Below are 24,764 nucleotides of genomic sequence, written 5' to 3'. Positions count from 1 at the left end.
AGCCTTGTGAACAGCATCGAAACCATCAGTTTAAGCAGTCTCGCTTTATCTTTAATACCTGCACTGCTGGTTTTATTGATTTTCACACGTTGGTCATTGAATGTTATGCATTCGGTGTATGCGTTGATTCGAATGTTGTCTCAGCTAGCATTAGTTGGCTATGCTTTAACTTTTATCTTTGCAGCACAAAATAGTGGCACCATTTTGCTTATTTTGTTCATTATGTGCGTTGCATCAAGCTGGATTGCTCTTAGTACTGTCCCCGAACTACGTTTAGCACTCTATAAATATGCTTTTACTGCCATTGTACTTGGCGGGGGTCTAACACTGCTGTTGATTACTCAGGGTACCCTGCATTTAACGCCGTGGTATGCGCCACATTATATGGTTCCTATTGCTGGCATGGTGTTTGCCAATAGCATGAATAGTGTGAGTCTCGCTGCCGAAAGGCTAGATTCTGAACTGCACAATACACATAGTTATATCGAAGCGCGAAATTTTGCTTTTCAGGCAGCCATGATTCCGGTGATTAATTCTTTATTTGCTGTCGGCTTAGTCTCGTTACCGGGGATGATGACCGGGCAAATACTCTCGGGTATTTCACCTTTTATTGCTGCCCGCTATCAAATTATGGTGATGGCGATGATTTATGGCTCATCAGGCTTATCGACTGCTTTGTATCTAAGTTTTGTTAAACCGACTTATGCCCGGCATTATTCATGAGCTTTAAACCTGCGTCTGCTTTTTCTCATACATCTGCCATTCAGCTACGATTAATAAAGCATCAGCGGATTCTACGTATCATAGTTGCAGCGAGCCCAAAGCAACTGCAAATGCATATCAAGGATTGCGTTATTAATAATAACAGTTTAATGGTTTATGTCGGTTCGGCTGCCTGGGCATCTCAGCTACGTTTTTGTACCGCTCAAATACAGCAGGCAGTCAACGCCCAAAGCAATGAAAGAATTAACAGGATTCGGATCAGAGTCCTAAGACCTGAGCCATTTAAGATGAAAAAGGAGGTAACAAAAATAATCCCATCGGATGAGAATATAAACCTGCTTCGAGATAATGCAAACTCTCTCGCGGAGGGTAAATTAAAGGATGCGTTATTGGGATTAAGTAAGACCTTACAAAAATATAATCGTTAAACAACAGCATGTCCACTTTCTTGCCAGTACTTGCTTGATAGTTGGTTGAGCAGACGTTATTCTGCTCTAACCACACCTGATGAATCTTTAATCGACTAAAAAACGCAAATTTTTACCTACTATTATTTATTCGTCAGCACGACTTTCAGCTGAACGCATAAATGGAATCGGTGCATCTTCATCATTTTCAAAAGTTACCTTTTCCCAGGCATCAGTATCAGCCATCAGCGCTCTTAATAGCTGATTGTTTAAGCCATGTCCGGATTTAAAACCTTGATACTCTCCAATCAAGCTGTGGCCTAACAAATATAAATCACCAATAGCATCCAGCATTTTGTGTTTTACAAATTCGTCGGCATAACGTAAACCACCTTCGTTGAGGACTTTATCATCATCAATCACAATTGCATTATCCAAACTACCACCTAGGGCCAGATTATTCTCGCGTAAAAATTCTATATCCTTCATAAAGCCAAAGGTGCGAGCACGGCTGACTTCTCTAACAAAAGTAGTAGAGGAAAAATCCATAGTTGCGGTTTTGACATTTTCACCAAATGCAGGGTGTTCAAAATCTATAGTAAAAGTCACTTTAAAACCGTTCATAGGCAAAAAAGTCGCCCATTTATCACCATCAGTTACTTTAACTTCATGCTTAATCCTGATATATTTCTTTGGTGCGTCTTGTTCTTGAACACCTGCCGATTGAATCAAAAACACAAACGGCCCTGCACTTCCATCCATGATGGGTACTTCCGCTGCGGTAACATCAATCAGTGCATTATCGATACCTAAACCTGCCATGGCAGAGAGCAAATGTTCAATAGTCGATATTTTTACGCCATCTTTTACCAGTGTTGTAGACAACGTTGTCTCACCAACATTATACGGAATAGCATCAATTGTAACCGGTTCCTCTAGATCAACTCGTCTGAATTTAATCCCTGTATTAATTGCGGCTGGATGCAGGGTCAGATAAATTTTATTCCCTGTATGCAGACCGACACCCGTTGCTCTGATGGTATTTTTTAATGTTCGTTGTTTAATCATTTACTATGCCTAAGTCTAATCTGTCATCAATCAAATTTGGCAAAGTATACCACATCCGTTTAATCTGGAACGCAGTGCCTTCTTCCTAGCATATTTACATATCTACTTCTAATAAATATCTTGAATAGCATATTCCCCTCTAATGTTCTTTTAATATAATACAACGCATACACCTGAGGCCTGGGCTAGGTAATGCGCTTATATTATCCAGCAAACCTAATCAGCCTGGCGACGTAAAAAAGCAGGGATGTCTAAATAATCCATATCTGCTGAATTAGTTTTTGGCTGTACTCCAAATCGAGTCTCTTTACTATCCTGTTTTTGATTACGTGTTATTGTTGGAGTATCCAAGCTAGCATAATCATTTCCAGTTGCTGGAACTGGTGGAACCATATATATAGGTCCACTTACTGTCCTTTGAGAGCTCCCCATGCCTGTTGCAACTACAGTAACTTTAATATCTTCACCTAAGCTCTCATCAATAGCCGTACCAATTTTAATAATTGCTTCATCTGAGGCAAACGCATGTACAATATTACCTACTTCATCAAACTCGGAAATACCCATATCTGCAGCAGAAATATTCACCAAAATTCCTCGCGCACCCTGAAGATTGATAGCTTCTAACAGCGGGCAGGCAATCGCTTTTTCTGCAGCTACGCGCGCTCTATTTTCACCACTCGCAATTCCCGTCCCCATGATAGCGGCACCCATATTTGACATGACTGTTTTAACATCAGCAAAATCAACATTAATCATGCCGGGACTGGTGATTAACTCGGTTATACCTTGCACTGCATCAAGTAAAACATCGTTCGCAGCTGCAAATGCTTTTTTCATTGATACATTAGCACCTAACACTGGCAATAGTTTTTGATTAGGAATAATAATCAACGAGTCTACATATTTCTCTAAATCTGCAATTCCGGCCTCAGCAACCTGCATCTTCTTTTTACCTTCAAAATCAAAAGGCTTAGTAACGACTGCGACTGTTAAAATATTTAACTCTTTTGCTATCTGCGCAATAACAGGAATAGCACCCGTGCCGGTTCCCCCTCCCATACCAGCCGTTAAAAACAGCATATTCGCACCTTCAAGAACATCGCGAATTAAATCTTTGTTTTCTTCTGCAGCTTCTCTACCTATTTCTGGATTTGTACCGGCACCAAGACCTCTGGTCAGTTCGGCACCTAACTGTATCACCGTAGGTACTTGTAAACGACGCAGGGCTTGTGCATCAGTATTTGCACAAACAAACTCTACTCCTTCAATATGGCTATTAACCATGTGATCTACAGCATTACCGCCACCGCCGCCGACACCAATTACTTTAATTACTGCATTTTCTAAGCCTAAATCCATTAATTCATATTTCATAACTCTCGCCTCACATTTTATTAAAGATAATATTAAAAATTGTTTTGAAACCAGGCTTTCATTCGTGCAAAAATTCCTTCACTGGTTTCTCCCAAATGATCACTACTTGCTAAATGATCCCTTCCATACAACAATAACCCTACACCTGTAGCATGAATAGGATTTTGTACAACATCAGTTAGACCCTTTACATGCTGGGGTATACCTAATCGGACTGGCATATGAAAAATTTCTTCTGCCAGATCTACCAGTCCAGTCACTTTCGAACTCCCTCCTGTTAAAATAATACCTGCAGTAATCAAACCTTCATAACCACTTCGCCGTAACTCTGCCTGGACTAACAGCATCAGTTCTTCATAACGGGGCTCAATAATTTCCGCCAGATTTTGTTTGGAAATTTTGCGTGAGGGTCGATCACCAATACTCGCCACCTCAATCATTTCATTAGCATCCGCTAACTGAGTTAATGCACAAGCATGTTCGCGTTTTATTAGTTCTGCATTTTGCGTCGGTGTGCGTAAGGCAACAGCAACATCATTGGTTACTTGATCCCCTGCAATTGGAATAACAGCTGTATGTTTTATTGCCCCTTGTGAAAAAATGGCAATATCTGTCGTACCACCACCAATATCAATTAAACACACTCCCAGTTCTTTTTCATCCTCGGTTAATACCGAAGAACAGGAAGCCAGTTGCTCCAGAACGATATCATCGACTTCTAAGTCACAACGGCGTATACATTTAATAATATTTTGTGCTGCACTGACACTCCCCGTTACCATATGTACTTTTGCTTCCAGGCGTATACCCGACATGCCAATAGGCTCTTTGATGCCTGCCTGTAAATCAATAATAAATTCTTGCGGCAAAATATGAATAATCCTTTGATCCGCTGGAATGGCAACAGCACGAGCTGAATCTATTACCCGGTCTATATCATATTGAGACACTTCCTTATCTCGAATCGCAACAATACCATGTGAATTTAAACTTTTAATATGGCTTCCTGCGATCCCTGCGTAAACAGATGTAATCTCACATCCCGCCATTAGCTCAGCTTCCTCTACAGCACGCTGAATCGAGTTGACAGTGGACTCCAGATTAATCACCACTCCCTTTTTTAAGCCTCTAGATGGTGTAGAACCAATTCCGATCACTTCAACCTCACCGTTTTCATTGACCTCGCCAACGATAGCGGCAACTTTGGATGTCCCTATATCCAGCCCTACAATTACCTTACGCTCTGTCTGTTTTGCCATTACTTTGCCTTTAACTACTTGATGAGAACAAGCTAAACTCTTGATATAGCCCTATTCCAGATAATAATTACCAATTAATTTGTTCGTTTTCTCGCCAGCGCACAGCATAGCCATTCGGGTAGCGCATATCGACATAAACCATTTTATTTACCAACTCACTTCCCAATACGACAAGTGCCTTCATTAACTGGCTAAACTTTTCTAAGGGCTGCAGTCTACCTAACTGTATTTCCAGACCATTCTCCATACTCAATGACCAGGACTGCCTTTCATTGACTCTAAACTCCGTCAGATACAAGCCTTGATCCATCAAGCTAACACTTAAGCCATGCATCACTTCCAGTAACTGATGGCGCTGTTCATTCGGGGCATACAATACCGGCAAGGCCTGAAACCTATCAATATTTAAAGGCCTAAACACCTCACCCTGTTCATTTAATAAACTATGTGCCTGCCAGCGTATAACCGGTTTTTGCTCATAAATTCTGAGTTTAAGTCTATCAGGCCAGATCCGTTGCACCTGTATACTTTCTGTCCAAGGTAAACTCATCACCGCTTGTTGTATCACCTGCAAATCGACTGAAAAATAGCCCGATTGAACCAGCGGATTAATTTTCATTTGTATATCCTGCTTGTCAATATATTGAAAAGCCCCTTCAACTTGCACATGGCGTATCGGCAAAGTTTTAGCTATGACCTGCTCTACAAGTGGCCAACTGAAAACGATACCGAGCATAATCACTAACAATGCTGCTAGCTTTAGCTGCATGCGCTTATTTATCATTTCAAGCTGGTCTCCAGAATACGCCAGACCAAGTCATCAAAACTTAAACCTGCCTGTTTAGCTGCCATAGGTACCAAACTATGATCGGTCATTCCCGGAACAGTATTTACCTCAATGAGTTGCGCCATTCCCTGATTATCAATAAATACATCAACCCGCCCCCATCCCTTAACACCCAGTACATTACAAGCTTTTAATGCTAATTCGGTTAATTGTGTTTCTACATCATCAGTAAGCCCGGATGGACAATGGTACTGTGTGCTATCTGCCCGATACTTAGCATCATAATCATAGAAAACATGAGGGGTTTCTAACCTGATAACAGGTAATGCCTCATCATTCAGTATTCCCACCGTATACTCTTTACCATTCACCCACGCTTCTGCGTATACATCACATTGATATTGCGCAGCTTCCTGCCAAGCTCTGTGTAATTGTTCTTGAGTTTCTGCCTTGCTCATACCCAGGCTTGAACCTTCCATTGAGGGCTTAACAATTACCGGTAAACCCAATTCATCGATACAGCGCTGTATATCGTATTTACTTTGTAACACGATCCATTTAGGGCTTGCTAAACCTGCGCCTTGCCAGCACAACTTTGTGCGCAATTTATCCATGCTCAGGGCTGAAGCCAGCACACCACTACCCGTATACGGGAGACCTAAGGACTCTAGGACAGCTTGTAATACGCCATCTTCACCACCTCGCCCGTGTATCATATTCACTACGCGATCAAAAGATGAATCCTTTAAAGCGGCTAAAACAGTGCCCTTAACATCCACAGCCGTAACGTCTACATTTTTGCGTAACAATGCCTGAAAAACCGCATTGCCACTATTAAGAGAAATCTCTCGTTCTGCTGCAGTGCCTCCCATCAAAACTGCAACACGACCAAAATCTTTTGCTTGTTTTATAACGGTCGGCTTCATACTTGTTCTCCTACGACACAAACTTCAGTGTGTAACTCAACACCCTGTTTTCTCGCTACTTCACTTTGAACATATTCAATAAGCTGCTCTATATCCTTAGCCGTCGCATTTCCGGTATTAATAATAAAATTTGCATGTTTGTCTGAAACCTCCGCGCCTCCTATGGAATACCCTTTTAAACCACTTGCCTCAATCAGACGTGCGGCAAAATCATTAGCAGGGTTTCTAAATACCGAACCACAGCTAGGCAGGTTAATAGGTTGTGTCGCTGCCCGTTGCGCCAAGAGTTTTTTTATTTTTCCTTGACCTGTCTGCTCCATATTCCTGTTTAGCTTTAAAATTGCTGATAAAATACAGTTATTATCTACCCCTTTCACACTCCGGTACCCTATCTCGAATTTACTCGCCTCATATTCGGCAGACTTGCCTCCCACAGGCATTATTTCGATACTTTCCACCAAATTCCATGTTTCCCCCCCAAAAGCGCCAGCATTCATTTTTAGTGCTCCTCCCATCGTACCTGGTATACCAGCTAAAAATTCAGCACCAGATAAATCGTGTTCTGAGCAAAATCGTGCAACATGCGCACTGGGTAGACCACATTCAACATAGACATGAGTATCGTCCACTAAATTTATTTGCTTAACCTTAGTCCGGACATTAATGACCGTACCGCGTATACCACCATCTCTTATTAATAAATTACTTCCTAAGCCCAGCCAAAACACCGGTTCATTGACTGCCAGACTGGCAATAAACTGTTGTAAATCTTGTTTGTCAGCGGGAATATACATGCGGTCAGCAGCTCCCCCTACACGCCAACTGGTATATTTATCCAGTTTTTCATTGCTTAATATGAGTCCACGTAAACCGTCGTTAGAAGCTTTCATTGTTGCGTTAGTTCTAATAATTGTTGTGGTAGCTGAGTTGCAATATGGCCAACATTTCCCGCACCCATTGTTAGCAAAACATCTCCCGGCTGAATAATACCTATCAAAATTTGTGCCAAATCCTCACTATTTTCAACAAAGACAGGATTGACTTGACCACGCATTCGAATCGCACTACTTAACGCTCTTCCATCTGCTCCTCTGATAGACTCTTCACCGGCTGCGTATACATCTAATAAAATCAGCACATCGACAGTGGACAAGACGTTAACGAAATCTTCAAATAAATCACGTGTTCTGGAATAGCGATGCGGCTGAAATACCACTACAGAGCGTTTATCAGGCCATGCCTGTTTCAAGGCTTCTAAAGTTGCCGCTACTTCTCTCGGATGATGTCCATAGTCATCCACCAGTGTTAATGTGCCCTGATTTATAGTAATTTCGCCATTAAGCTGAAAGCGTCGTCCGACACCCTTGAACTCAGCCAGACTCTTAATGATTGCGGCATCATCCACATTTAGCTCTGTAGCAATGGTAATTGCAGCCAAAGCATTCTGCATATTATGTAAACCGGGCATGTTCAAAACTACATTCAGATCTTGGTGCCCATCCCAGCGAGTCACTGTAAAATGAGTACACATGCCTTGCTGTTGAATATTGACTGCCCTTACATCAGCATCCTTATGCGTCCCATATGTTTTTATCGGTTTCGATAACTGCGCTAAAATTTCACGTACACCTAGATCATCAAGACACAGAACAGCTAAACCATAAAAAGGCACATGGTATAAAAACTCGATAAAAGTACCTTTTAAACGACTATAGCTCCCTTCATAGGTTTCCATGTGGTCCTGGTCTATATTAGTAACCACCGCTATTATTGGCTGAAGGTGTAAAAATGATGCATCACTTTCATCAGCCTCGGCCACTAAATATTCACCCTGCCCTAACTGTGCGTTAGTTCCTGCACTATTAAGTCGCCCGCCAATAACAAAAGTTGGATCCAGTCCCCCTTCTGCCAGAATACTTGCCACCAGGCTGGTCGTCGTTGTCTTGCCGTGGGTACCCGCAACTGCAATACCAAAACGAAAGCGCATTAATTCCGCAAGCATCTCTGCTCTGGGAATCACTGGAATTCGGTTCTGGTAAGCATATTTAACTTCTATATTACTTTTACCCACTGCTGTTGACGTGACTAGCACATCTACGTCGGCTACATTTCTCTGATCATGGCCAATATAAACTGTGACACCTACCTTTCTTAGGCGCTCAGTAACAGGGCTTTCTTTGATATCCGATCCAGAAACCTGACAACCAAGATTAGACATCACCTCGGCAATACCGCTCATACCTGTACCACCAACACCTACGAAATGGATTTTCTGCATTTTCGTCAAGCGTTGTCGAATAATCTGGTTAATTGAATCTCTCATGCTGCTGCCTCCAACATACACTGCTCTGCAACGCTGTCAGTTGCATCTAATTTTGCGCAATGTTTTGCTGCCCTTGCCATCTCATCAAGTCGTGGCGAGTATTGTTTAATCTGTGCAGCTAAAAATGCTCCCGTTAACTGTTGCTGGTCTATCATGATGCCAGCCCCTGCGGTCACCAGATATTGAGCATTAGCTGTCTGATGATCATCAATCGCATACGGGTAGGGAACCAGAATACTGGGCAAAGCCATTGCAGCGACTTCACTTATTGTCATAGCTCCCGCACGACAGATGACTAAATCTGCCCATGCATAAGCCTCAACCACATCATCTATAAAGGGTGTTACTGTCGCCGTTATACCTTTATCTATATAGGTTTGAGTAACCTGTTGTAGCATTGCATTTCCTGTCTGATGCCTTACCAGTACTTTATCCAGCAACGCGAGGGCTTCGGGAACGACTTCATTTAGGCGCTGCGCGCCTAAACTACCGCCCATGACCAAAATACGTAAGCCCTTAGATGGGTCATGCTGAGCCTTGTTAAGGACTTGCATAAATTCTTTACGCAATGGGTTTCCAGTAAAAATAATCTGTTTATTCGCGGGAAAACTATCCGGAAAAGCCTGCAGGACTTTATTCGCAATACGAGACAGCAAACGATTAGTTGTGCCTGGCACTCTGTTTTGCTCATGTATAACCAGGGGGATACCCATCAGTTTTGTCATCAAGCCACCGGGACCTGCGACAAACCCGCCCATGCCCAGAACCACATCAGGCTTTCTTTGTTGTAATATTTTTCTGGCTTCCAGACAGGCTGTTATTAGCATCCATGGCATTTTAAATAATGCCAATATGCCTTTTCCGCGTAATCCACTAACACTGATCCAATCTATTAAGATATTATTTTCGGGGATCACTCTGCTTTCCATTCCTTTTCGAGTACCGATCCAGCTTACTTGCCAGTTTTGCTCAATGAGGTAATGAGCAACCGCCAGTGCAGGAAAAACATGCCCACCTGTACCACCCGCCATAATCACAATGCGTTTATTCATATGCCCGCGCCTCATATTCTGATGCCGTTTTAGTTTCAGACTCGGCTCGTTGTAACGCAATCATTTCACTATTTACCCTGTACAGCATTGCCATGGCAGAGCACATCACGATCATGCTGCCTCCGCCGTAACTCATAAACGGTAAAGTCAAACCTTTGGTTGGCAATGCGCCCATATTGACACCCATATTGACAAAAGATTGAAAGGCAAACCAGATGCCTAAGCCATAGGCAATAAAAGCAGAGAATTTTTTATCTAACTTCTCAGCCATTAAGCCAATAGCAAAAGCACGCCAAACGATGATCGCAAATAAAGCAATCACACTTAATACACCTAACAACCCCAGTTCTTCAGCTATGACAGAAAATAAAAAGTCAGTATGAGCTTCAGGCAAATAAAACAGTTTTTGTACACCACTCCCCATGCCAACGCCTGTCCATTCGCCACGTCCGAAGGAAATTAACGCCTGCACTAATTGAAAACTTTTACCAAAAGGATCTTCCCAGGGATGCAAAAAACTTGTCACTCGCGCAGATCGATAACCAGACAATACAACAGCTAAAATGCCTGCTCCGATGACAGTAATAATCAATAAGATAAATTGTTGCAGCCTTGCGCCACTAAGAAACATAACGCCCATGGCTATCGTCAGAATAACGACAGCTGAGCCCATATCTGGCTCTAACAGTAATAGACCACAAGCACTCGACAATAATAATAAAGGCCGCAATAAGCCATAAGCTGAATCTTTCACAAAGTCATGATGTCGTGATACAAAACTTGCCATATAAATGACCACGATTAATTTAACCAGTTCGGAGACTTGTATTCTCACTCCGGCGATTGAAAGCCAGCGCATACTACCATTCACTTTTATACCTAAACCCGGAATCAAGACAATCACCAGCAAAATCAAACCAACGACAAATAGCGCTGGCCCTGCCTTTTCCCAAAAATCCATTGGCACCATACAAATTAAGAACCCTGTCATAACCCCAATGGTGATATGAATAAGTTGCCTAACAGGGTAGTAAAATAAATCTCCGGCCAGCTTTTCACCCAGGTGTAAAGAGGCTGATGACACCATTAAATACCCCATCACAATAAGCGCCACGCTTGCAAATACCAGTGCTCTATCAAAATAGATATTGACACCTGCCAGCCTGGCTAACTGCTCTGCAATCTTCATTGTTCCAGCGCCTTTACTTCAGCCACGAACTGCGCTCCTCTTTCCTTATAATTTGCAAATTGATCCAGGCTTGCACACGCTGGCGATAACAAAACAGTATCACCTGCCTGGGCAATTGTTTGTGCTTTTTTAACGGCTTTTTTCAAGGTGCCTACGTCTAATACGGGAATGCAGTCATTAACTGCTTGCTGAATCAATTGGCTATCTTTACCAATGAGCAATAAAGCTTTAACTTTTTCTTGTAGTACCGAAACAAGATCGCTCATATCTGCCGCCTTTGCATCTCCGCCAGCAATTAATACCACACTGGAATCTTTAAAGCCCTGCAGCGCAGCAACACAAGCTCCGACATTAGTCGCCTTGGAGTCATTTACCCAGCAAACCTCATTAATATTGGCGACAAATTGCATACGGTGTTTTAGTCCCTTAAAACGACCCAATGCTGCACACATTGCTGTTTCTGGCAACCCGATAACTGCACCTAAAGCTAAAGCAGCTAAAGCGTTTGACTGATTATGTACGCCGCTAATTAATAATTTATCGACTGGAAATATTGCTCGCCCATGAAATGCCAGACTGCGACCATTAGCAGTTTCTATAACGCAATAATCAGCATTTCCCTTCAAACTAAAAGTTAACACGTCTCTATTTGACGGCTTTATAGAGGCCGCATAAGGACAGTCTAAATTGATCAGCATCACACCATTGCCAGCGTATACTTTGTGCTTTTGCTCGATATAGGCATCTAAATTTGCATATCTATCCATATGGTCAGCCGAAATATTTAGCACCGTTGCAGCGACTGCATTTAACTGACTGGTTCGCTCTAACTGGAAACTGGATAATTCCAGAATATATATTTCAATTTCATCGTTAAGTAAATCCAGAGCTGGAATACCCAGATTACCACCTACCGCAACCTTTTTGTTTGCTGCTTTCGCCATATCTCCCAGCAATGTGGTCACGGTACTTTTTCCATTCGAACCGGTAATGGTAACGACAGGTTTATCTACTGCACAGGCAAATAAATCTATATCACTTAAAGAACGCGCGCCCCTGGCTATAGTTTGCTGAATTATTGGCTCTTGCATGGAAACACCCGGACTTACAATGATATGTGTAGCCACATCAAATACTGCCGGGTCAAAACCATCAGTAAAAACCGCGACATCCGGCATTTCAGCCAATAATTCGTCATTAAACGGAGGATTTTTCCGGCTATCGACCATGGCAAATTGCAGTCCGAGGTTGTGTAAAAACTTTGCAACCGATAAGCCTGTTATGCCTAAGCCAACTACGATAACTTTTGAGTTTTGCTTGTTTAAGGAAAACCGGGTATCGAGTGCTTTTAAAATATCGTCATTTTTCATGCGCTATCTCAACTTCAATGTTGCTAAACCAACTAATACCAGAATAAAAGTGATAATCCAGAACCTAACTATGACTCGCGGCTCCGGCCAGCCTTTTAGCTCAAAGTGATGATGGATCGGTGCCATTCTAAAAATTCTTTTTCCTGTTAACTTAAATGAGGCAACCTGCATAATCACAGAAACGGTTTCCATCACAAAAACGCCGCCCATAATGAGCAGCACAACTTCCTGTCGAACCAGCACTGCAACAACACCCAATGCGGCACCTAATGCCAAAGCACCTACATCGCCCATAAACACCATCGCCGGGTAGGCGTTAAACCATAGAAAACCTAATCCTGCACCAACTAACGCGGCACAAAAAACAATCAGCTCACCTGCTTTGGGTATAAAAGGTATGGCCAGATAATCTGCGAACATCACATGGCCAGTCAGATAGGCAAAAATTGCTAATGCGCCCGCAACCATAACCGTAGGCAAAATCGCCAGACCATCCAGACCGTCTGTTAAATTCACTGCATTGCTAGTGCCTACAATGACAAAATAGGTCAACACCACATAAGCCCAGCCCATATCAACCACAACTTCTTTAAAAAAAGGCACAATAAACTGTGTTTCTGCAGGCACTTGAGCTGTTTTAAAAAGATAGATAGCGGCAGTCAGCGCAATCACAGATTGCCAGATATATTTAGTCCGTGCCGATAAGCCATCACTATTGCCTAACTTTACTTTTTTGTAGTCATCAATAAATCCGATAACGCCGTAAGTCATGGTCACTAATAACGCCACCCAAATATAGCTATTCCGTAAATCACTCCAAAGCAATGTACTTGTGGCAATACCAACCAAAATCAATGTCCCGCCCATGGTGGGGGTGCCTGCTTTTTGATAATGACTTTCGGGACCATCATCGCGGACACTTTGACCGATGTTTTTATTACTTAAGCGCCTGATCATCGCCGGCCCTACTAAAAATGAAATTAACAAGGCCGTTAATGCGCTTAAAATTGCGCGTAAAGTCAGATACTGGAATACTCTAAAGCCAGAATCAAATTGTGTTAAATAATCAAAAAAATACAGTAACATGCTTACCTTCCTGTTATGCCTAATAATGCATTAACCACAACTTCCATTTTCTGGGCTCTTGAACCTTTGACTAATAGCGCCTGTTCTGGTGTTATTTCTTTTTTTACTGCCTCAATCAAATCATTTTTTGAGGCATAGTAAACAGCTCCTGCACCAAATGCTTGCACAGTGCTTTCTGTCATCTCTCCCGTTGCAAAAAGGCGTTGCACACCTGCTTTTTTAATTTGCCTACCCATCTCGCTATGAATATGTGCACTTTCAGCGCCTAATTCGCCAAAAGCCCCTAAAGCCAGCCATGATTCTCCCGGACACTGTTTTAAGACCTCTAGTGCAACTGCTAAAGAATCAGGATTGGCATTATAAGTATCATTGATAAGCTTAATTCCTGACTCGGATTCAAACAGTTGCAATCGACCGTTGACTGCTTTAACTTTGGCTAGGCCCGCTTGGATCTGTTCCAGTTTTACACCTAATGCTATGCAAGCAGCACTTGCAGCTAGCGCATTTGTTACATTATGCAGGCCTGCCAGAGCTAACTCGACGGGTACTTTATGGCCACTAAAGACTAATTCAAAAGACGTTTTGAATTGCTGCTCTTGTAACTCGGTTACAATCTTGTCTGCACCTATATCAGCAGCCGGAGTGAGGCCAAATGATAGAACTTTACGTTGCCCGGCAAGCTCTCTCCACATGGAATAGAACTGATCATCTGCATTTAACACCGCAATACCATCATCAGTTAATGATTGAATAATTTCAGCCTTCGCTTGCGCCACACCTTCAAGACTGCCAAAGCCGTCAATATGTGCTGCTCCTACGTTATTGATAACAACAACATCCGGTCTTGCATAGTGACTGATATACGCTATCTCACCAGGATGATTAGCACCCATTTCGATAACCGCATACTGATGCTTTTCATGTAACCGTAAGAGTGTTAATGGAACCCCAATATCATTATTAAAGTTTCCCTGAGTAAATAGCACTTGATAGTTAACTGACAAAATAGCGGCAATCATTTCTTTTACCGTAGTCTTGCCGTTGCTTCCGGTAATAGCACAAACTTTTATCTGTAGCTTATCCCTTAATGCCCTAGCCAGCTCTGCTAAAGCAAGTCGGGTGTCTTTGACGATAATCTGAGGTAATTTTGTAGCAACTTTTTTTGCCACAACTACCGCAATAGCACCGTTTTGTTGTGCTTGGGCAATATAATCATGGCCATCAAACTGCTCGCCTTTTATGGCGATATATAAATCACCACTGGATAGAGTCCGTGTATCAATGCTGACACCAGAAACCTGCACTGAAGCACCGATCTTGTGCCCGTGCAGGATTTTGCTTATTTCATCCAGACTCATGACTATCATGCTACCAATAACTCCTGCACGATTTCGCGATCACTAAACGGATATTTAACACCTTTTAGCTCCTGATAATCTTCATGCCCTTTACCAGCAACTAAAACTATATCCTGAGCTGAACTCATCAAAATACTTTTTTCTATAGCCGCTTTTCTATTACTAATCACTGTCACTTTGTTCATCTTAAGTCCACTAATAATCTGATTAATAATAGTTTCTCCATCTTCAAAACGCGGGTTATCATCTGTCACTATAATTCTGTCGGCCAACCGCTCAGCAATATGTCCCATTTCGGCACGCTTACCTTTATCTCGCTCGCCACCACAACCAAAAACGACACTTAACTGCGCCGTACAATGCCGCCTTAATGTGCTTAAAACCTTATTCAGTGCATCAGGGGTATGTGCATAATCGACCACAACCATGGGTTTTCCTGCTTTCCCTGTAAAACATTCCATACGCCCTATCACGGGTTTAATTAATTGTATAGCCGCTAAACATTCGGTTAACGGGCGCCCTGTTTCTAGCAAAACCGCTAAAACAGCCATAATATTTTGTAAATTAAAATCCCCTAACAAACTGACTTTTAATATGGCCTGCTGGCTCTGCCAAAACACATCGCACTCTATACCCGCTAATGTGTATTTAATATTCCTGGCTGTTAAACTCGAGTCCAAACTATGCACTTTATCTTGCAGACTATATGTCAAAATTCTGACTCCATCTGAAATGGCCGCTATAACACGTTCAGCATAAGCATCATCCAGATTAACCACAACAAACCTTAACCCTTTACATTTAAGTAAGCGTAATTTTGTCAAAAAATAGGCTTCCATACTGCCGTGATAATCCAGGTGGTCACGGCTCAGATTATTAAAAACAGCTCCGCTAAAACTAATAGCGCTAATTCGACCTTGATCCACCCCGTGTGACGAAACTTCCATGGCTACATTAACTAAGCCTTGATTTACAAAATGTGCCAAAATCTTTTGCATTGCAAATGCATCAGGTGTGGTATTACTCGTACTATTTAAATCTGAGCAAAGCCCCCATCCCAATGTTCCAATTACTCCGCAGGCACCCATTGTCTGTGCTAGAAACTGACTACAGGATGTTTTGCCATTGGTTCCTGTAATTCCGATAATATTCAAGTGCTGCGCAGGATTTGCATAAAAACGGGCAGCTATGCCGCCCATTTTCTCAGTTAGATTGTCAACGGCGATCAGCGGTAAGCCTGATATCTTTTCGGCCAGTTTGGCACCTTGCTTTGCAGGATCATAAACAATTGCAACAGCACCTTGTTGCTGAACCTGAGCAGCGTATGACAAACCGTGCTGCATAGCACCTGCGACTGCAAAGAAGACACCGCCCATAGTAATTTCACGACTATCTAAAGCAATGTGGGTAATTTCGGCATCATACTTGACGTACGCTAAGCCTGTTAATAACTCCGATAATTTCATATCACTATTTCGATAATAATACTGACATACTCTGCTCTTCATCAGGTGTAACACCTAATAATCTTAATGCTCCGCCCATCACTTTAGAGAAAATGGGTGCAGCTACTAATCCACCGTAATATTGACCTGCTTGTGGTGTATCAACCATCACGGCAATAATCAACTTTGGGTCACTTGCAGGTGCCATACCAACAAATACCGATAAGTAATCATTACTATAAGCCCCGTCTTTAACCTTTTTAACTGTTCCTGTTTTACCTGCAACTCGATAACCGTCTACACGTGCCTGATAGGCTGTGCCATCTTTTTTTACCACCTGCTCTAGCATCGTTCTCACTTTTATTGCTGTTGCAGCGGATAAAACCTGTTGTGCATAGTTATCATGGTCACGTTTCAGTAGGCTTACCGAATGCAATTTTCCGTCATCTGCCAGTGCCGTATAAGATCTAGCCAACTGTAATATCGACACCGACAGCCCGTACCCAAAAGATAATGTTGCCTGTTCAAATGCACTCCAGCCAGAATAGTCGGGCAAACTTCCACTCGCCTCACCTGGAAAACCAATGCCTGGCGGCATGCCAAAACCTACTGAATTATAAAAACGCCAAAAATACTCAGGCGGCATCGATAATGCAATTTTACTGGCTGCAACATTACTCGATTTTTTTAACACACCTGTCAGATTTAAGGTGCCATAATCATGACCATCCTTAACCCACTTACCTTTTATTCTTAAACTTTTGGTTATAAATAACTGGTTTTCTTTCACATACCCACCGTCTAAAGCAGCAGCAACGACTAAAGGCTTCATCGTAGATCCCGGTTCGAATACATCGGTTATTGCTCTGTTCCGGTAATGCGATATCTTCGAACCTTTTCGCGAATTCGGGTTAAAGGATGGTTGATTAACAATCGCCAGTACATTTCCTGTTTCAGCCTCTAAAATCACTAATGCACCCGCTTCTGCATTATGCATTATGATGCCTGCTTTTAATTCTCTGTACGCCAGATATTGTAGACGTTCATCGATGCTTAAAGTTAAATCTTGTCCTGCTTCAGGTTCTTCAATACTTTCTACATCGTGTTCTTCAATCACTTGTCTGGCACCATCACGAATCACTCGCTTACTTCCTGTAATGCCTTGCAGAGTCGAGTTATGCATTAACTCCAGTCCTTCTTGTCCCTGATCATCAACATTCGTAAATCCCAATAAATGTGCCGTTACTTCACCCGCAGGATAAAAACGCTTAAATTCTTTAACAATCGCCACACCAGGCAACCCGATTGCCTTAACTTTTTCCGCCAGATACGGTTCAATCCGTCTTTTTAAATAGGCAAACTGCTTATTCGACATTGGGTCAAATGCCCTTTTAATCTTTTCTAACGGCATATCTAATAATTTTGCCAGCTGCTTCAGTTTTGTTTCATTAGCTAATTCCGCACAAGCCTGCTTTGCTTTCTTGCCCGTTTCCACCCGGCAATATTGCGGGTTTACCCAGACTGAGCCAACCGGTGCACTAACTGCAAGACTTTCTCCATTCCGGTCTTTAATTTGCCCCCTATAAGCTGCAATTTGAACTGTCCCTACGTGACGACTGCGTGCTTGTTGCTGTAGAAACTGCGTATCCAGAACCTGTAATTGCACTGCTTTAGCAACCAACATCATCATGGCAGCAAACATAAGAATCATTACCAGTTTTCTTCTGCCCGAAAAATCATCTGCTTGCTTAATATTTCTTTTCTTTTCAGCTTGCAACATTTTTAAAGCCGTATATAAATGATAGCTTTGCGATCCAGCTCAATTAAACCCATTTTCTTTCTCGCTATCTTTTCCACGCGATTATGCTCAGCTAGCATACGTTCTTCTAATGTCAGCCTTTCCCAGCGAACTTCCAGTCGATCAAGCTCTTGTTCGGTTTTTTGTATTTCTATAAAAACCAGCCGGGAATTATATTTACTAAAAATAACGCCTAGCCCAGAACTCACTAATATAAACAGTAATACAACAACTATAACTCGCTGCATAACTCTACTTACGTTGCGCTACGCGCATAACTGCACTACGCGACCTTGGATTATCTGCCAACTCTTGTTTACCCGCTTTAATTGCTTTACCCCGTTTTTTTAATCTTATCGCTGCCAACTCCTCAGCCTGCAGTGGTAATTTACTCGGCGTATACTTGCCTCTTGATTCATCTCTGATAAAGCGTTTAACAATTCTGTCTTCCAGGGAATGAAAAGAAATCACTACCATTATTCCGCCACTAGCTAAAACATTTACCGCCTGATCCAGTACGCTGCTTATCTCTTCCAACTCACGGTTAACTGCAATCCTGACAGCCTGAAAACTACGTGTTGCCGGGTGTTTATGTTTTTCTTTAAAAGGTATAGCCTCAACCAGTAAATCAACAAACTGCCTAGTTGTTTCTAATGGCTTTTCTAATCTTTGAGTCACCACCGCGTTAGCAATTCTGCGCGCAAACCGCTCTTCGCCATAATCAAAAAGCACCTGCACTAAATCCTCTTCAGATACGCTGGCCAGCCACTCTGCAGCTGACAGGCCAGAGTTACAATCCATACGCATATCCAGCGGTCCATCGTGCATGAAACTAAATCCACGCTGCGCATTATCTAATTGGGGTGATGAAACACCAAAATCCATCAGAATGCCATCCACTTTGCCTTTCCAGCCACGCTTTTCCACGGCTTGCTGTAACTGTGAAAAACAACAATGCTCTAATTGAAAACGAGAATCCTTCAATAATTCCTGTGCAATTTCCGATTGTATTGCATCAAGATCCCTATCTAAGGCCAATAATTGTCCTGCGGGGCCTAATTGCTGAAGGATGCCTCTACTGTGTCCGCCGCGTCCAAAAGTACAATCTATATAAATCCCATCTGGCTTTATGGTTAACTCATGCAATACTTCTTTAAATAATACCGGTAAATGCATGATCTATTCCCTTATCAAAAAGACAAGCTTTCCAGCTCATCCAGGCCTTCATCATCATCACCTTCAAGCCATTCATTCTCTTTAGCAATCCAGGCATCTTCGTTCCATATTTCAAATTTATTTAACTGTCCTACTAAAATCAGTTTTTTTTCCATGCCGGCAAATTTTCTAAGTTTTTCAGAAATTAATAACCGCCCCTGTGCATCCATTTCGGCTTCTATAGCGTTACCAATAAGGAAGCGGCGTAATTTTCCAGCCATTTTATTTAAAGTCGGTAATTTACTTACGGTTAATTCGAGCTTTTCCCATTCAGGTAGCGGATAAAGCCATAGACAACCAGGTTCACCAACACATTTTTCATTCACCGCGACGGTAACGATTAACTGACGCTCACAACAATCCTGCAATTCTTCTCTATATCGAGTAGGAATTGCAAAACGTCCTTTTGCATCTAAATTAATTGCCGTTACACCACGAAACAAAATCCCCCCTTAATTACCTATTTTTTCTAAAAAAAACTACTTTTCACCACTTTTCTCCACCTTTAAACAAACTATAGTTTTCTAACTTCGCTTAGTCAAGGATGAATAAAAATAATTACCCTTTTTTGACAATGACTTAGATAATTTTCACTTAATAATCACAAAACTATTAATATAAAACTTAAAACATCAATAACTTTCAATTATTTGTTTTTTTTTCTTAATGTAATTTCTAGATGGGCATTAAATCGTTTTTTGCTAATATGGCTTACCCTTCCCCCCCCCTCCTTGCCATGAAAAATACAAAACCTTCAGGCAATAAAAAACCCATAAAATAACAAGCACTTTATGGGTCTTGAGAACCTTGATTTTCCGGGCCAACCCGGATAAATCTGTCTTTATTTCATATTAGTACCACATTTTCCTTCCATATCTTTCATGTCTTTCATATCTTCTTTTTTAGCTTTCGGCATAGCTTTATTTCCTGCACATTTTCCTTCTGATGTTTTTTCCAAATCAGCTTTAGGCATCATACCTGCACCACACATCCCCTCTCCACAACTCCCATCTTTCATTTTCTTGGCTGCTTGCTCGCCTTTATCTGCCTCTGCGACAAACATATAACCGCTAGATAATTCAGTCATTGCAAAAGGATTACTATCAGTACTTTCAATACCCTCGGCTTGAACGCTTGTTACAGCTAAACCAGAAAACAGTGTGGTACCTATAGCAATTACTAAAGGTGATTTTTTTATATTCATTGTACTTTCCTCAAAATTAATTATTTTACGCTAATAAAAAAATTGTCGCCAGACCTAAAAATGACATAAAACCAATCACATCCGTGACTGTAGTCAGTAAAACTCCCCCCGCCAACGCAGGGTCAATTCCTTTTTTGTGTAAAAACAGCGGAATCAAAACGCCCGCTATTGCCGCACAACTTAAATTAATAATCATCGCACCTCCCAGCATCATCCCTAACGGGCCATTAGAGAACCAGGCAGCAGCAATCATAGCAACAATAATTGACCAAACAATACCATTTACTGCCCCTACAGACATTTCCTTAAATAGAAAAGACATCGCATTGGAAGAAGAAATTTGATGCAATGCCAGACCACGAATAACCAGCGTTAATGTCTGACTACCTGCAATCCCTCCCATACTCGCCACCACAGGCATCAATACCGCCAAAGCAACAATTTGGTCAATCGTTGCTTCAAATAAACCTATTACCCAGGATGCCAGAAAGGCAGTAAATAAATTGACCCCTAGCCAGACAGCTCTACGCCTAGCGCTAACTAGAACAGGTGCAAATAAATCATGCTCTTCATCCAGACCTGCAGAACTTAAAATTGCGTGATCGGCCTCTTCTCGAATAACATCTAGCACTTCTTCAAGTGTAATCCGGCCAACAACAATACCCTGCTCATCAATGACTGCTTTAGATAACAGATTTCTTTGCTCAAAAATAGTTGCAACCTCTGCAACAGGCATATTTAAAGGAATAGCTTCTGCAGTATCCATCAGCGTAGAAATTCTCGTTTCTGCATCACTGGTTAAAATTGTCGCTATAGACACCATTCCTAGATAACGATTATTTCGCGCTACAACAACCAGACTATCCATATTTGCCTGCATGGTTTTCTGCGCCCGCAAATAAGCTAAAGTTTCATCTACCGTCACATCGCCTCGTATCGGTAAAGCATCCATACTCATTAGCCCGCCAGCGGTGTGCCCATCATATGAAAGAGCAGCCTCAAGACGACTATTGCCATCTTTTTTAAGGACCTTCTCCCTGACCTCTGAAGAAAAATCTGCTACTAAATCAGCCATATCTCTGGGCTCTAACTGATTTGCGGCAGCCACTAAATCAGTTCCTGATGTATGCTCAATTAGACCAATCCGTACTTCACCGTGTAACGCTGCGAGCGTTTCACCCATCGCTTCAGGAGCCATAATTTTCCACAGTCGATAGCGATAATCCGTAGGTAGAGACCTAAGCAACAAAGCTATTTCTGCTGGGTATAAACTATGCAAATGACCCCGCGCATCATAAAGCGCACCGTTATCCAGGTCATTTATAATTTGCTGTAAATTAAAATCTGAGTGATCTTGTGGTCTAGGTGATGGCATATATCTATCTCATTATGTTGTAGCTACCGAAAAAATATGAAAAATCTGCTAATTATTGCAATTCCCGATGCCTGACGATAACATTAAATGCCTTACTCTGGAAATATCGCGCAAGACTATCTACTAAAAACACCGAACGATGCTGTCCGCCTGTACAACCCACAGCAACAGTTAAATAACTGCGATTTTCTTGCTCAAAACGGGGAATCCAACGTTCTAAAAATGTCGAAATATCTTGAAAAAACTCTGTCACTACTGCTTCTGATTCTAAAAAATCAATCACTACCTGATCTTTACCGGTATAAGCCCTTAACTCGGGATTCCAATAAGGATTTGGTAAGCAACGCGCATCAAAAATAAAATCTGCATCCAGAGGAATGCCATGCTTAAAGCCAAATGATTGTGTCTGTATAGAAATCTTTAAAGCCTCGCCTTCTTGCACATAATCTCTAATTAATTGCCTTAATTGATGATAATGAGTTCGACTGGTATCGACAACTAAATCTGCACTTTTTGCAACTGGCTTTAAAATATCTTTTTCAATTTTAATGGCCTCTTTTAAAGACTGGTGTAAATTTGTTAAGGGGTGCCGTCTTCTTGTCTCGCTATAGCGCTTGAGTAAAACACTATCTTCTGCCTGCATAAAAATAACGTCACACTGAATACCTTGACTCCGGATAAATACTAATTTATCAACAAAAGCGTATAAGCTATCACTCTGATTTCTCGCATCAATTCCTATCGCTGTTTTACTGTATATAGCCTGGTCTTGTAACATCACGTTACTGACAAAATCATCGAGTAATTTAATAGGTAAATTATCTATACAATAAAAGCCGCAATCTTCCAAAGTATCCAGGGCAATACTCTTTCCTGAGCCTGACAGTCCAGTCAAAATTAATAGTTTCATGATTTTAACGTTTTTACACTAAACGTTAGACTAAACAACGAAGAATTTTAAAGCTATTTTCTTCGTTGTTTAATTGCTAATTATTAGCGATGTGATTGTACTTTTTCTTTATGCTTAATAATTTGACGATCTAATTTGTCCACCATATTATCAATGGCAGCGTACATATCTTCCTGAACATCATCAGCAAACAACACGGCACCACTAATTTGCACCGTTGCCTCTGCTTTTTGCTCTAGCTTTTCCACAGTTAAAATGACGTGTATATCTGTAACATGATCAAAATGGCGTTTTAACTTACTGATTTTATCTTCTACATGCTGCTTCATTGCTTCTGTGACATCTACGTGACGACCTGTTACGCTAACTTGCATATATTTATCTCCTAATAATATTAAAAAAACGATAATCATTATACTACTTTCTTACAAAAGCCGCTTTCTTTGACTTGATGGTGGTATAGATATTGCCTCGCGATACTTAGCGATTGTACGCCGTGCAACATTAATTCCTTTCTCTTTTAGTAATTCCGCCATTTTACTATCACTTAGCGGTTTTACCGGATTTTCATGACTAACCAATTCCTTAATAAAGGCCCGTATTGCCGTTGCCGAGCATTCCCCGCCACCTTCGGTCGAAACATGACTGGAAAAGAAATACTTAAACTCGATAACACCATTGGGTAAATGCATATATTTCTGCGAAGTAACCCGTGAAATCGTTGATTCATGTAACTCTAATTCCTCGGCAATATCTCTCAACACCATCGGCTTCATGGCTATTGCACCATGCTCAAGAAACTCTGTCTGCCTTTCAATAATACTTCGCCCTACACGTAACAAGGTATCGTTGCGACTGTGTAAGCTTTTAATAAACCAGCGCGCTTCCTGCAAATGCTCTTTCATACTGACATTATCTTTACTATTGTCTGCCCGCTTTATCATATTTGAATAAAAAGGGTTGACTCTCAGCTTAGGAGCAATATCAGGATTTAATTCAACCCGCCATTTACCATTCACTTTGCTGACAAATAAATCGGGGATAACATACTCCGATTCTCTTTCCTCAATAGCTCGTCCTGGGATAGGATCCAGGGAACGAATCAGAGCAATCGTTGCTGTTAACTTATGCTCTGAAATGGCTAAACGCTTTAACAATTTAGCAATATCCTGAGCTGCTAACAAATCCAGATGTTGCTTGACTAATTCCATAGCCTCAGTTCTCAAAGGCGTATTTTCGGGCAATTGTCGTAATTGTATGTATAAACAATCCCTTAAACCTTCAGCTGCTACTCCGGGTGGATCAAATTGCTGTACTCTATGCAATACCGCATAAAACTCATCTTCTTCAAGATCCTCCATTTGCTCGCTTAAGCCCTGATAAATATCATCACCAGGAGTACTTAAATAACCGTCACCATTAACTGCATCAATAATAGCCATAACGATGGCTCTATCCTTGTCAGTAAAAGGGATCATTTCCATTTGCCACAACAAGTGGTCTTGCAAACTGATGGACTTACTACGTTGTACTTCAAAATCAGGCATGTCACCAGCTGATGCGGGGCCCATTTGCACAGAATCAAAAACATCTTCCCAGGAACTATCGGTAGGTAGTTCATCCGGCATGTCTGTTTGTGACCCTTCACTGCTCATTCTATCCGTAGTATCCACTGTATTTTCTACAACATTTTGCTCGCTCAAAGATGACATCTCATCTTCAATAACTTCTAGCATCATATTTGAATCTAATGCTTGCTGTATTTCTTGCTGTAAATCTAAGGTAGACAGCTGTAACAACTTGATCGCCTGTTGCAATTGCGGCGTCATCGATAATTGCTGCCCCATACGGAGTTGCAAAGACTGCTTCATTTAACGCCTCTCAATAAAATA

The 24,764-nt window shown here is 41.6% G+C and carries 24 protein-coding genes; 2 read left to right on the top strand and 22 right to left on the bottom strand.

The window, feature by feature from the left end:
• The first annotated feature begins 6 nt into the window (after positions 1–6).
• Positions 7–723 carry an ABC transporter permease gene (locus AU255_RS04465; protein ID WP_198942531.1) on the top strand — a complete coding sequence of 239 codons (717 nt, stop codon included), beginning with the start codon at positions 7–9 and terminating at the stop codon, positions 721–723.
• Entirely contained in the window at positions 720–1,151 is a 432-nt protein-coding gene (locus AU255_RS04460) for a DciA family protein (RefSeq protein ID WP_080521761.1), read from the top strand. The genes AU255_RS04465 and AU255_RS04460 overlap by 4 nt, the downstream gene beginning before the upstream one ends.
• 126 nt (positions 1,152–1,277) lie before the next feature.
• On the opposite strand, the gene lpxC is transcribed toward AU255_RS04460, so the two are convergent.
• The 22 genes from lpxC to AU255_RS04350 all read right to left on the bottom strand — a co-directional run bounded on the left by lpxC (position 1,278) and on the right by AU255_RS04350 (position 24,743).
• On the bottom strand, positions 1,278–2,198 hold the full coding sequence (lpxC, locus tag AU255_RS04455; protein ID WP_080521760.1) for a UDP-3-O-acyl-N-acetylglucosamine deacetylase: 921 nt from the start codon (positions 2,196–2,198) through the stop codon (positions 1,278–1,280).
• A 216-nt stretch (positions 2,199–2,414) separates the two neighbouring features.
• Entirely contained in the window at positions 2,415–3,575 is a 1,161-nt protein-coding gene (gene ftsZ, locus AU255_RS04450; RefSeq protein WP_080521759.1) for a cell division protein FtsZ, read from the bottom strand.
• Between the two features lie 32 nt (positions 3,576–3,607).
• A complete protein-coding gene (ftsA, locus tag AU255_RS04445; RefSeq protein WP_080521758.1) occupies positions 3,608–4,834 on the bottom strand; it encodes a cell division protein FtsA in 1,227 nt (408 codons plus the stop codon).
• Between the two features lie 67 nt (positions 4,835–4,901).
• Complete coding sequence (locus tag AU255_RS04440) at positions 4,902–5,618, bottom strand: cell division protein FtsQ/DivIB (RefSeq protein ID WP_080521757.1); 717 nt, start codon at positions 5,616–5,618, stop codon at positions 4,902–4,904.
• Positions 5,615–6,547, bottom strand: coding sequence for a D-alanine--D-alanine ligase (locus tag AU255_RS04435; RefSeq protein WP_080521756.1), 933 nt, complete (start codon positions 6,545–6,547; stop codon positions 5,615–5,617). Before AU255_RS04435 ends, AU255_RS04440 begins: the two co-directional genes overlap by 4 nt.
• Positions 6,544–7,437 carry a UDP-N-acetylmuramate dehydrogenase gene (gene murB / locus AU255_RS04430; protein WP_080521755.1) on the bottom strand — a complete coding sequence of 298 codons (894 nt, stop codon included), beginning with the start codon at positions 7,435–7,437 and terminating at the stop codon, positions 6,544–6,546. Before murB ends, AU255_RS04435 begins: the two co-directional genes overlap by 4 nt.
• The gene (murC, locus tag AU255_RS04425) at positions 7,434–8,870 is read right to left on the bottom strand and encodes a UDP-N-acetylmuramate--L-alanine ligase (protein ID WP_080521754.1); all 1,437 of its coding nucleotides are present in this window, start codon (positions 8,868–8,870) and stop codon (positions 7,434–7,436) included. Before murC ends, murB begins: the two co-directional genes overlap by 4 nt.
• The gene (gene murG / locus AU255_RS04420) at positions 8,867–9,922 is read right to left on the bottom strand and encodes an undecaprenyldiphospho-muramoylpentapeptide beta-N-acetylglucosaminyltransferase (RefSeq protein ID WP_080521753.1); all 1,056 of its coding nucleotides are present in this window, start codon (positions 9,920–9,922) and stop codon (positions 8,867–8,869) included. Before murG ends, murC begins: the two co-directional genes overlap by 4 nt.
• Positions 9,915–11,111, bottom strand: coding sequence for a putative lipid II flippase FtsW (gene ftsW, locus AU255_RS04415; RefSeq protein WP_080521752.1), 1,197 nt, complete (start codon positions 11,109–11,111; stop codon positions 9,915–9,917). Before ftsW ends, murG begins: the two co-directional genes overlap by 8 nt.
• Positions 11,108–12,481: a UDP-N-acetylmuramoyl-L-alanine--D-glutamate ligase gene (murD, locus tag AU255_RS04410; RefSeq protein ID WP_080521751.1), complete on the bottom strand. Its 1,374-nt coding sequence runs from the start codon at positions 12,479–12,481 to the stop codon at positions 11,108–11,110. The genes ftsW and murD overlap by 4 nt, the downstream gene beginning before the upstream one ends.
• Positions 12,482–12,484: 3 nt before the next feature.
• Entirely contained in the window at positions 12,485–13,567 is a 1,083-nt protein-coding gene (mraY, locus tag AU255_RS04405; protein ID WP_080521750.1) for a phospho-N-acetylmuramoyl-pentapeptide-transferase, read from the bottom strand.
• Between the two features lie 2 nt (positions 13,568–13,569).
• Positions 13,570–14,934: a UDP-N-acetylmuramoyl-tripeptide--D-alanyl-D-alanine ligase gene (locus tag AU255_RS04400; RefSeq protein WP_332889024.1), complete on the bottom strand. Its 1,365-nt coding sequence runs from the start codon at positions 14,932–14,934 to the stop codon at positions 13,570–13,572.
• Positions 14,931–16,391 carry a UDP-N-acetylmuramoyl-L-alanyl-D-glutamate--2,6-diaminopimelate ligase gene (locus AU255_RS04395; RefSeq protein ID WP_080521749.1) on the bottom strand — a complete coding sequence of 487 codons (1,461 nt, stop codon included), beginning with the start codon at positions 16,389–16,391 and terminating at the stop codon, positions 14,931–14,933. Before AU255_RS04395 ends, AU255_RS04400 begins: the two co-directional genes overlap by 4 nt.
• Positions 16,392–16,395: 4 nt before the next feature.
• Positions 16,396–18,150 carry a peptidoglycan D,D-transpeptidase FtsI family protein gene (locus tag AU255_RS04390; protein WP_080521748.1) on the bottom strand — a complete coding sequence of 585 codons (1,755 nt, stop codon included), beginning with the start codon at positions 18,148–18,150 and terminating at the stop codon, positions 16,396–16,398.
• Between the two features lie 2 nt (positions 18,151–18,152).
• Entirely contained in the window at positions 18,153–18,416 is a 264-nt protein-coding gene (gene ftsL / locus AU255_RS04385; RefSeq protein ID WP_080521747.1) for a cell division protein FtsL, read from the bottom strand.
• 4 nt (positions 18,417–18,420) lie between these two features.
• Positions 18,421–19,344: a 16S rRNA (cytosine(1402)-N(4))-methyltransferase RsmH gene (rsmH, locus tag AU255_RS04380; protein ID WP_080521746.1), complete on the bottom strand. Its 924-nt coding sequence runs from the start codon at positions 19,342–19,344 to the stop codon at positions 18,421–18,423.
• A 14-nt stretch (positions 19,345–19,358) separates the two neighbouring features.
• Positions 19,359–19,826, bottom strand: a complete 468-nt coding sequence (gene mraZ, locus AU255_RS04375; protein ID WP_080521745.1) for a division/cell wall cluster transcriptional repressor MraZ — start codon at positions 19,824–19,826, stop codon at positions 19,359–19,361.
• 398 nt (positions 19,827–20,224) lie between these two features.
• Positions 20,225–20,587 carry a hypothetical protein gene (locus AU255_RS04370; RefSeq protein ID WP_080521744.1) on the bottom strand — a complete coding sequence of 121 codons (363 nt, stop codon included), beginning with the start codon at positions 20,585–20,587 and terminating at the stop codon, positions 20,225–20,227.
• 25 nt (positions 20,588–20,612) lie between these two features.
• A complete protein-coding gene (gene mgtE / locus AU255_RS04365) occupies positions 20,613–21,962 on the bottom strand; it encodes a magnesium transporter (RefSeq protein ID WP_080521743.1) in 1,350 nt (449 codons plus the stop codon).
• 52 nt (positions 21,963–22,014) lie between these two features.
• A complete protein-coding gene (gene rapZ / locus AU255_RS04360; protein WP_080521742.1) occupies positions 22,015–22,872 on the bottom strand; it encodes an RNase adapter RapZ in 858 nt (285 codons plus the stop codon).
• A gap of 83 nt (positions 22,873–22,955) precedes the next feature.
• Positions 22,956–23,246 (bottom strand): ribosome hibernation-promoting factor, HPF/YfiA family, encoded by a 291-nt coding sequence (gene hpf / locus AU255_RS04355; protein WP_080523281.1) that lies wholly within the window; start codon positions 23,244–23,246, stop codon positions 22,956–22,958.
• A gap of 51 nt (positions 23,247–23,297) precedes the next feature.
• Positions 23,298–24,743 (bottom strand): RNA polymerase factor sigma-54, encoded by a 1,446-nt coding sequence (locus AU255_RS04350; protein ID WP_080521741.1) that lies wholly within the window; start codon positions 24,741–24,743, stop codon positions 23,298–23,300.
• Positions 24,744–24,764 lie beyond the last annotated feature (21 nt).

It is taken from the genome of Methyloprofundus sedimenti (assembly GCF_002072955.1).
Taxonomy (GTDB): Bacteria; Pseudomonadota; Gammaproteobacteria; order Methylococcales; family Methylomonadaceae; genus Methyloprofundus; species Methyloprofundus sedimenti.
This window is presented reverse-complemented; position numbering and strand designations above follow the sequence as displayed.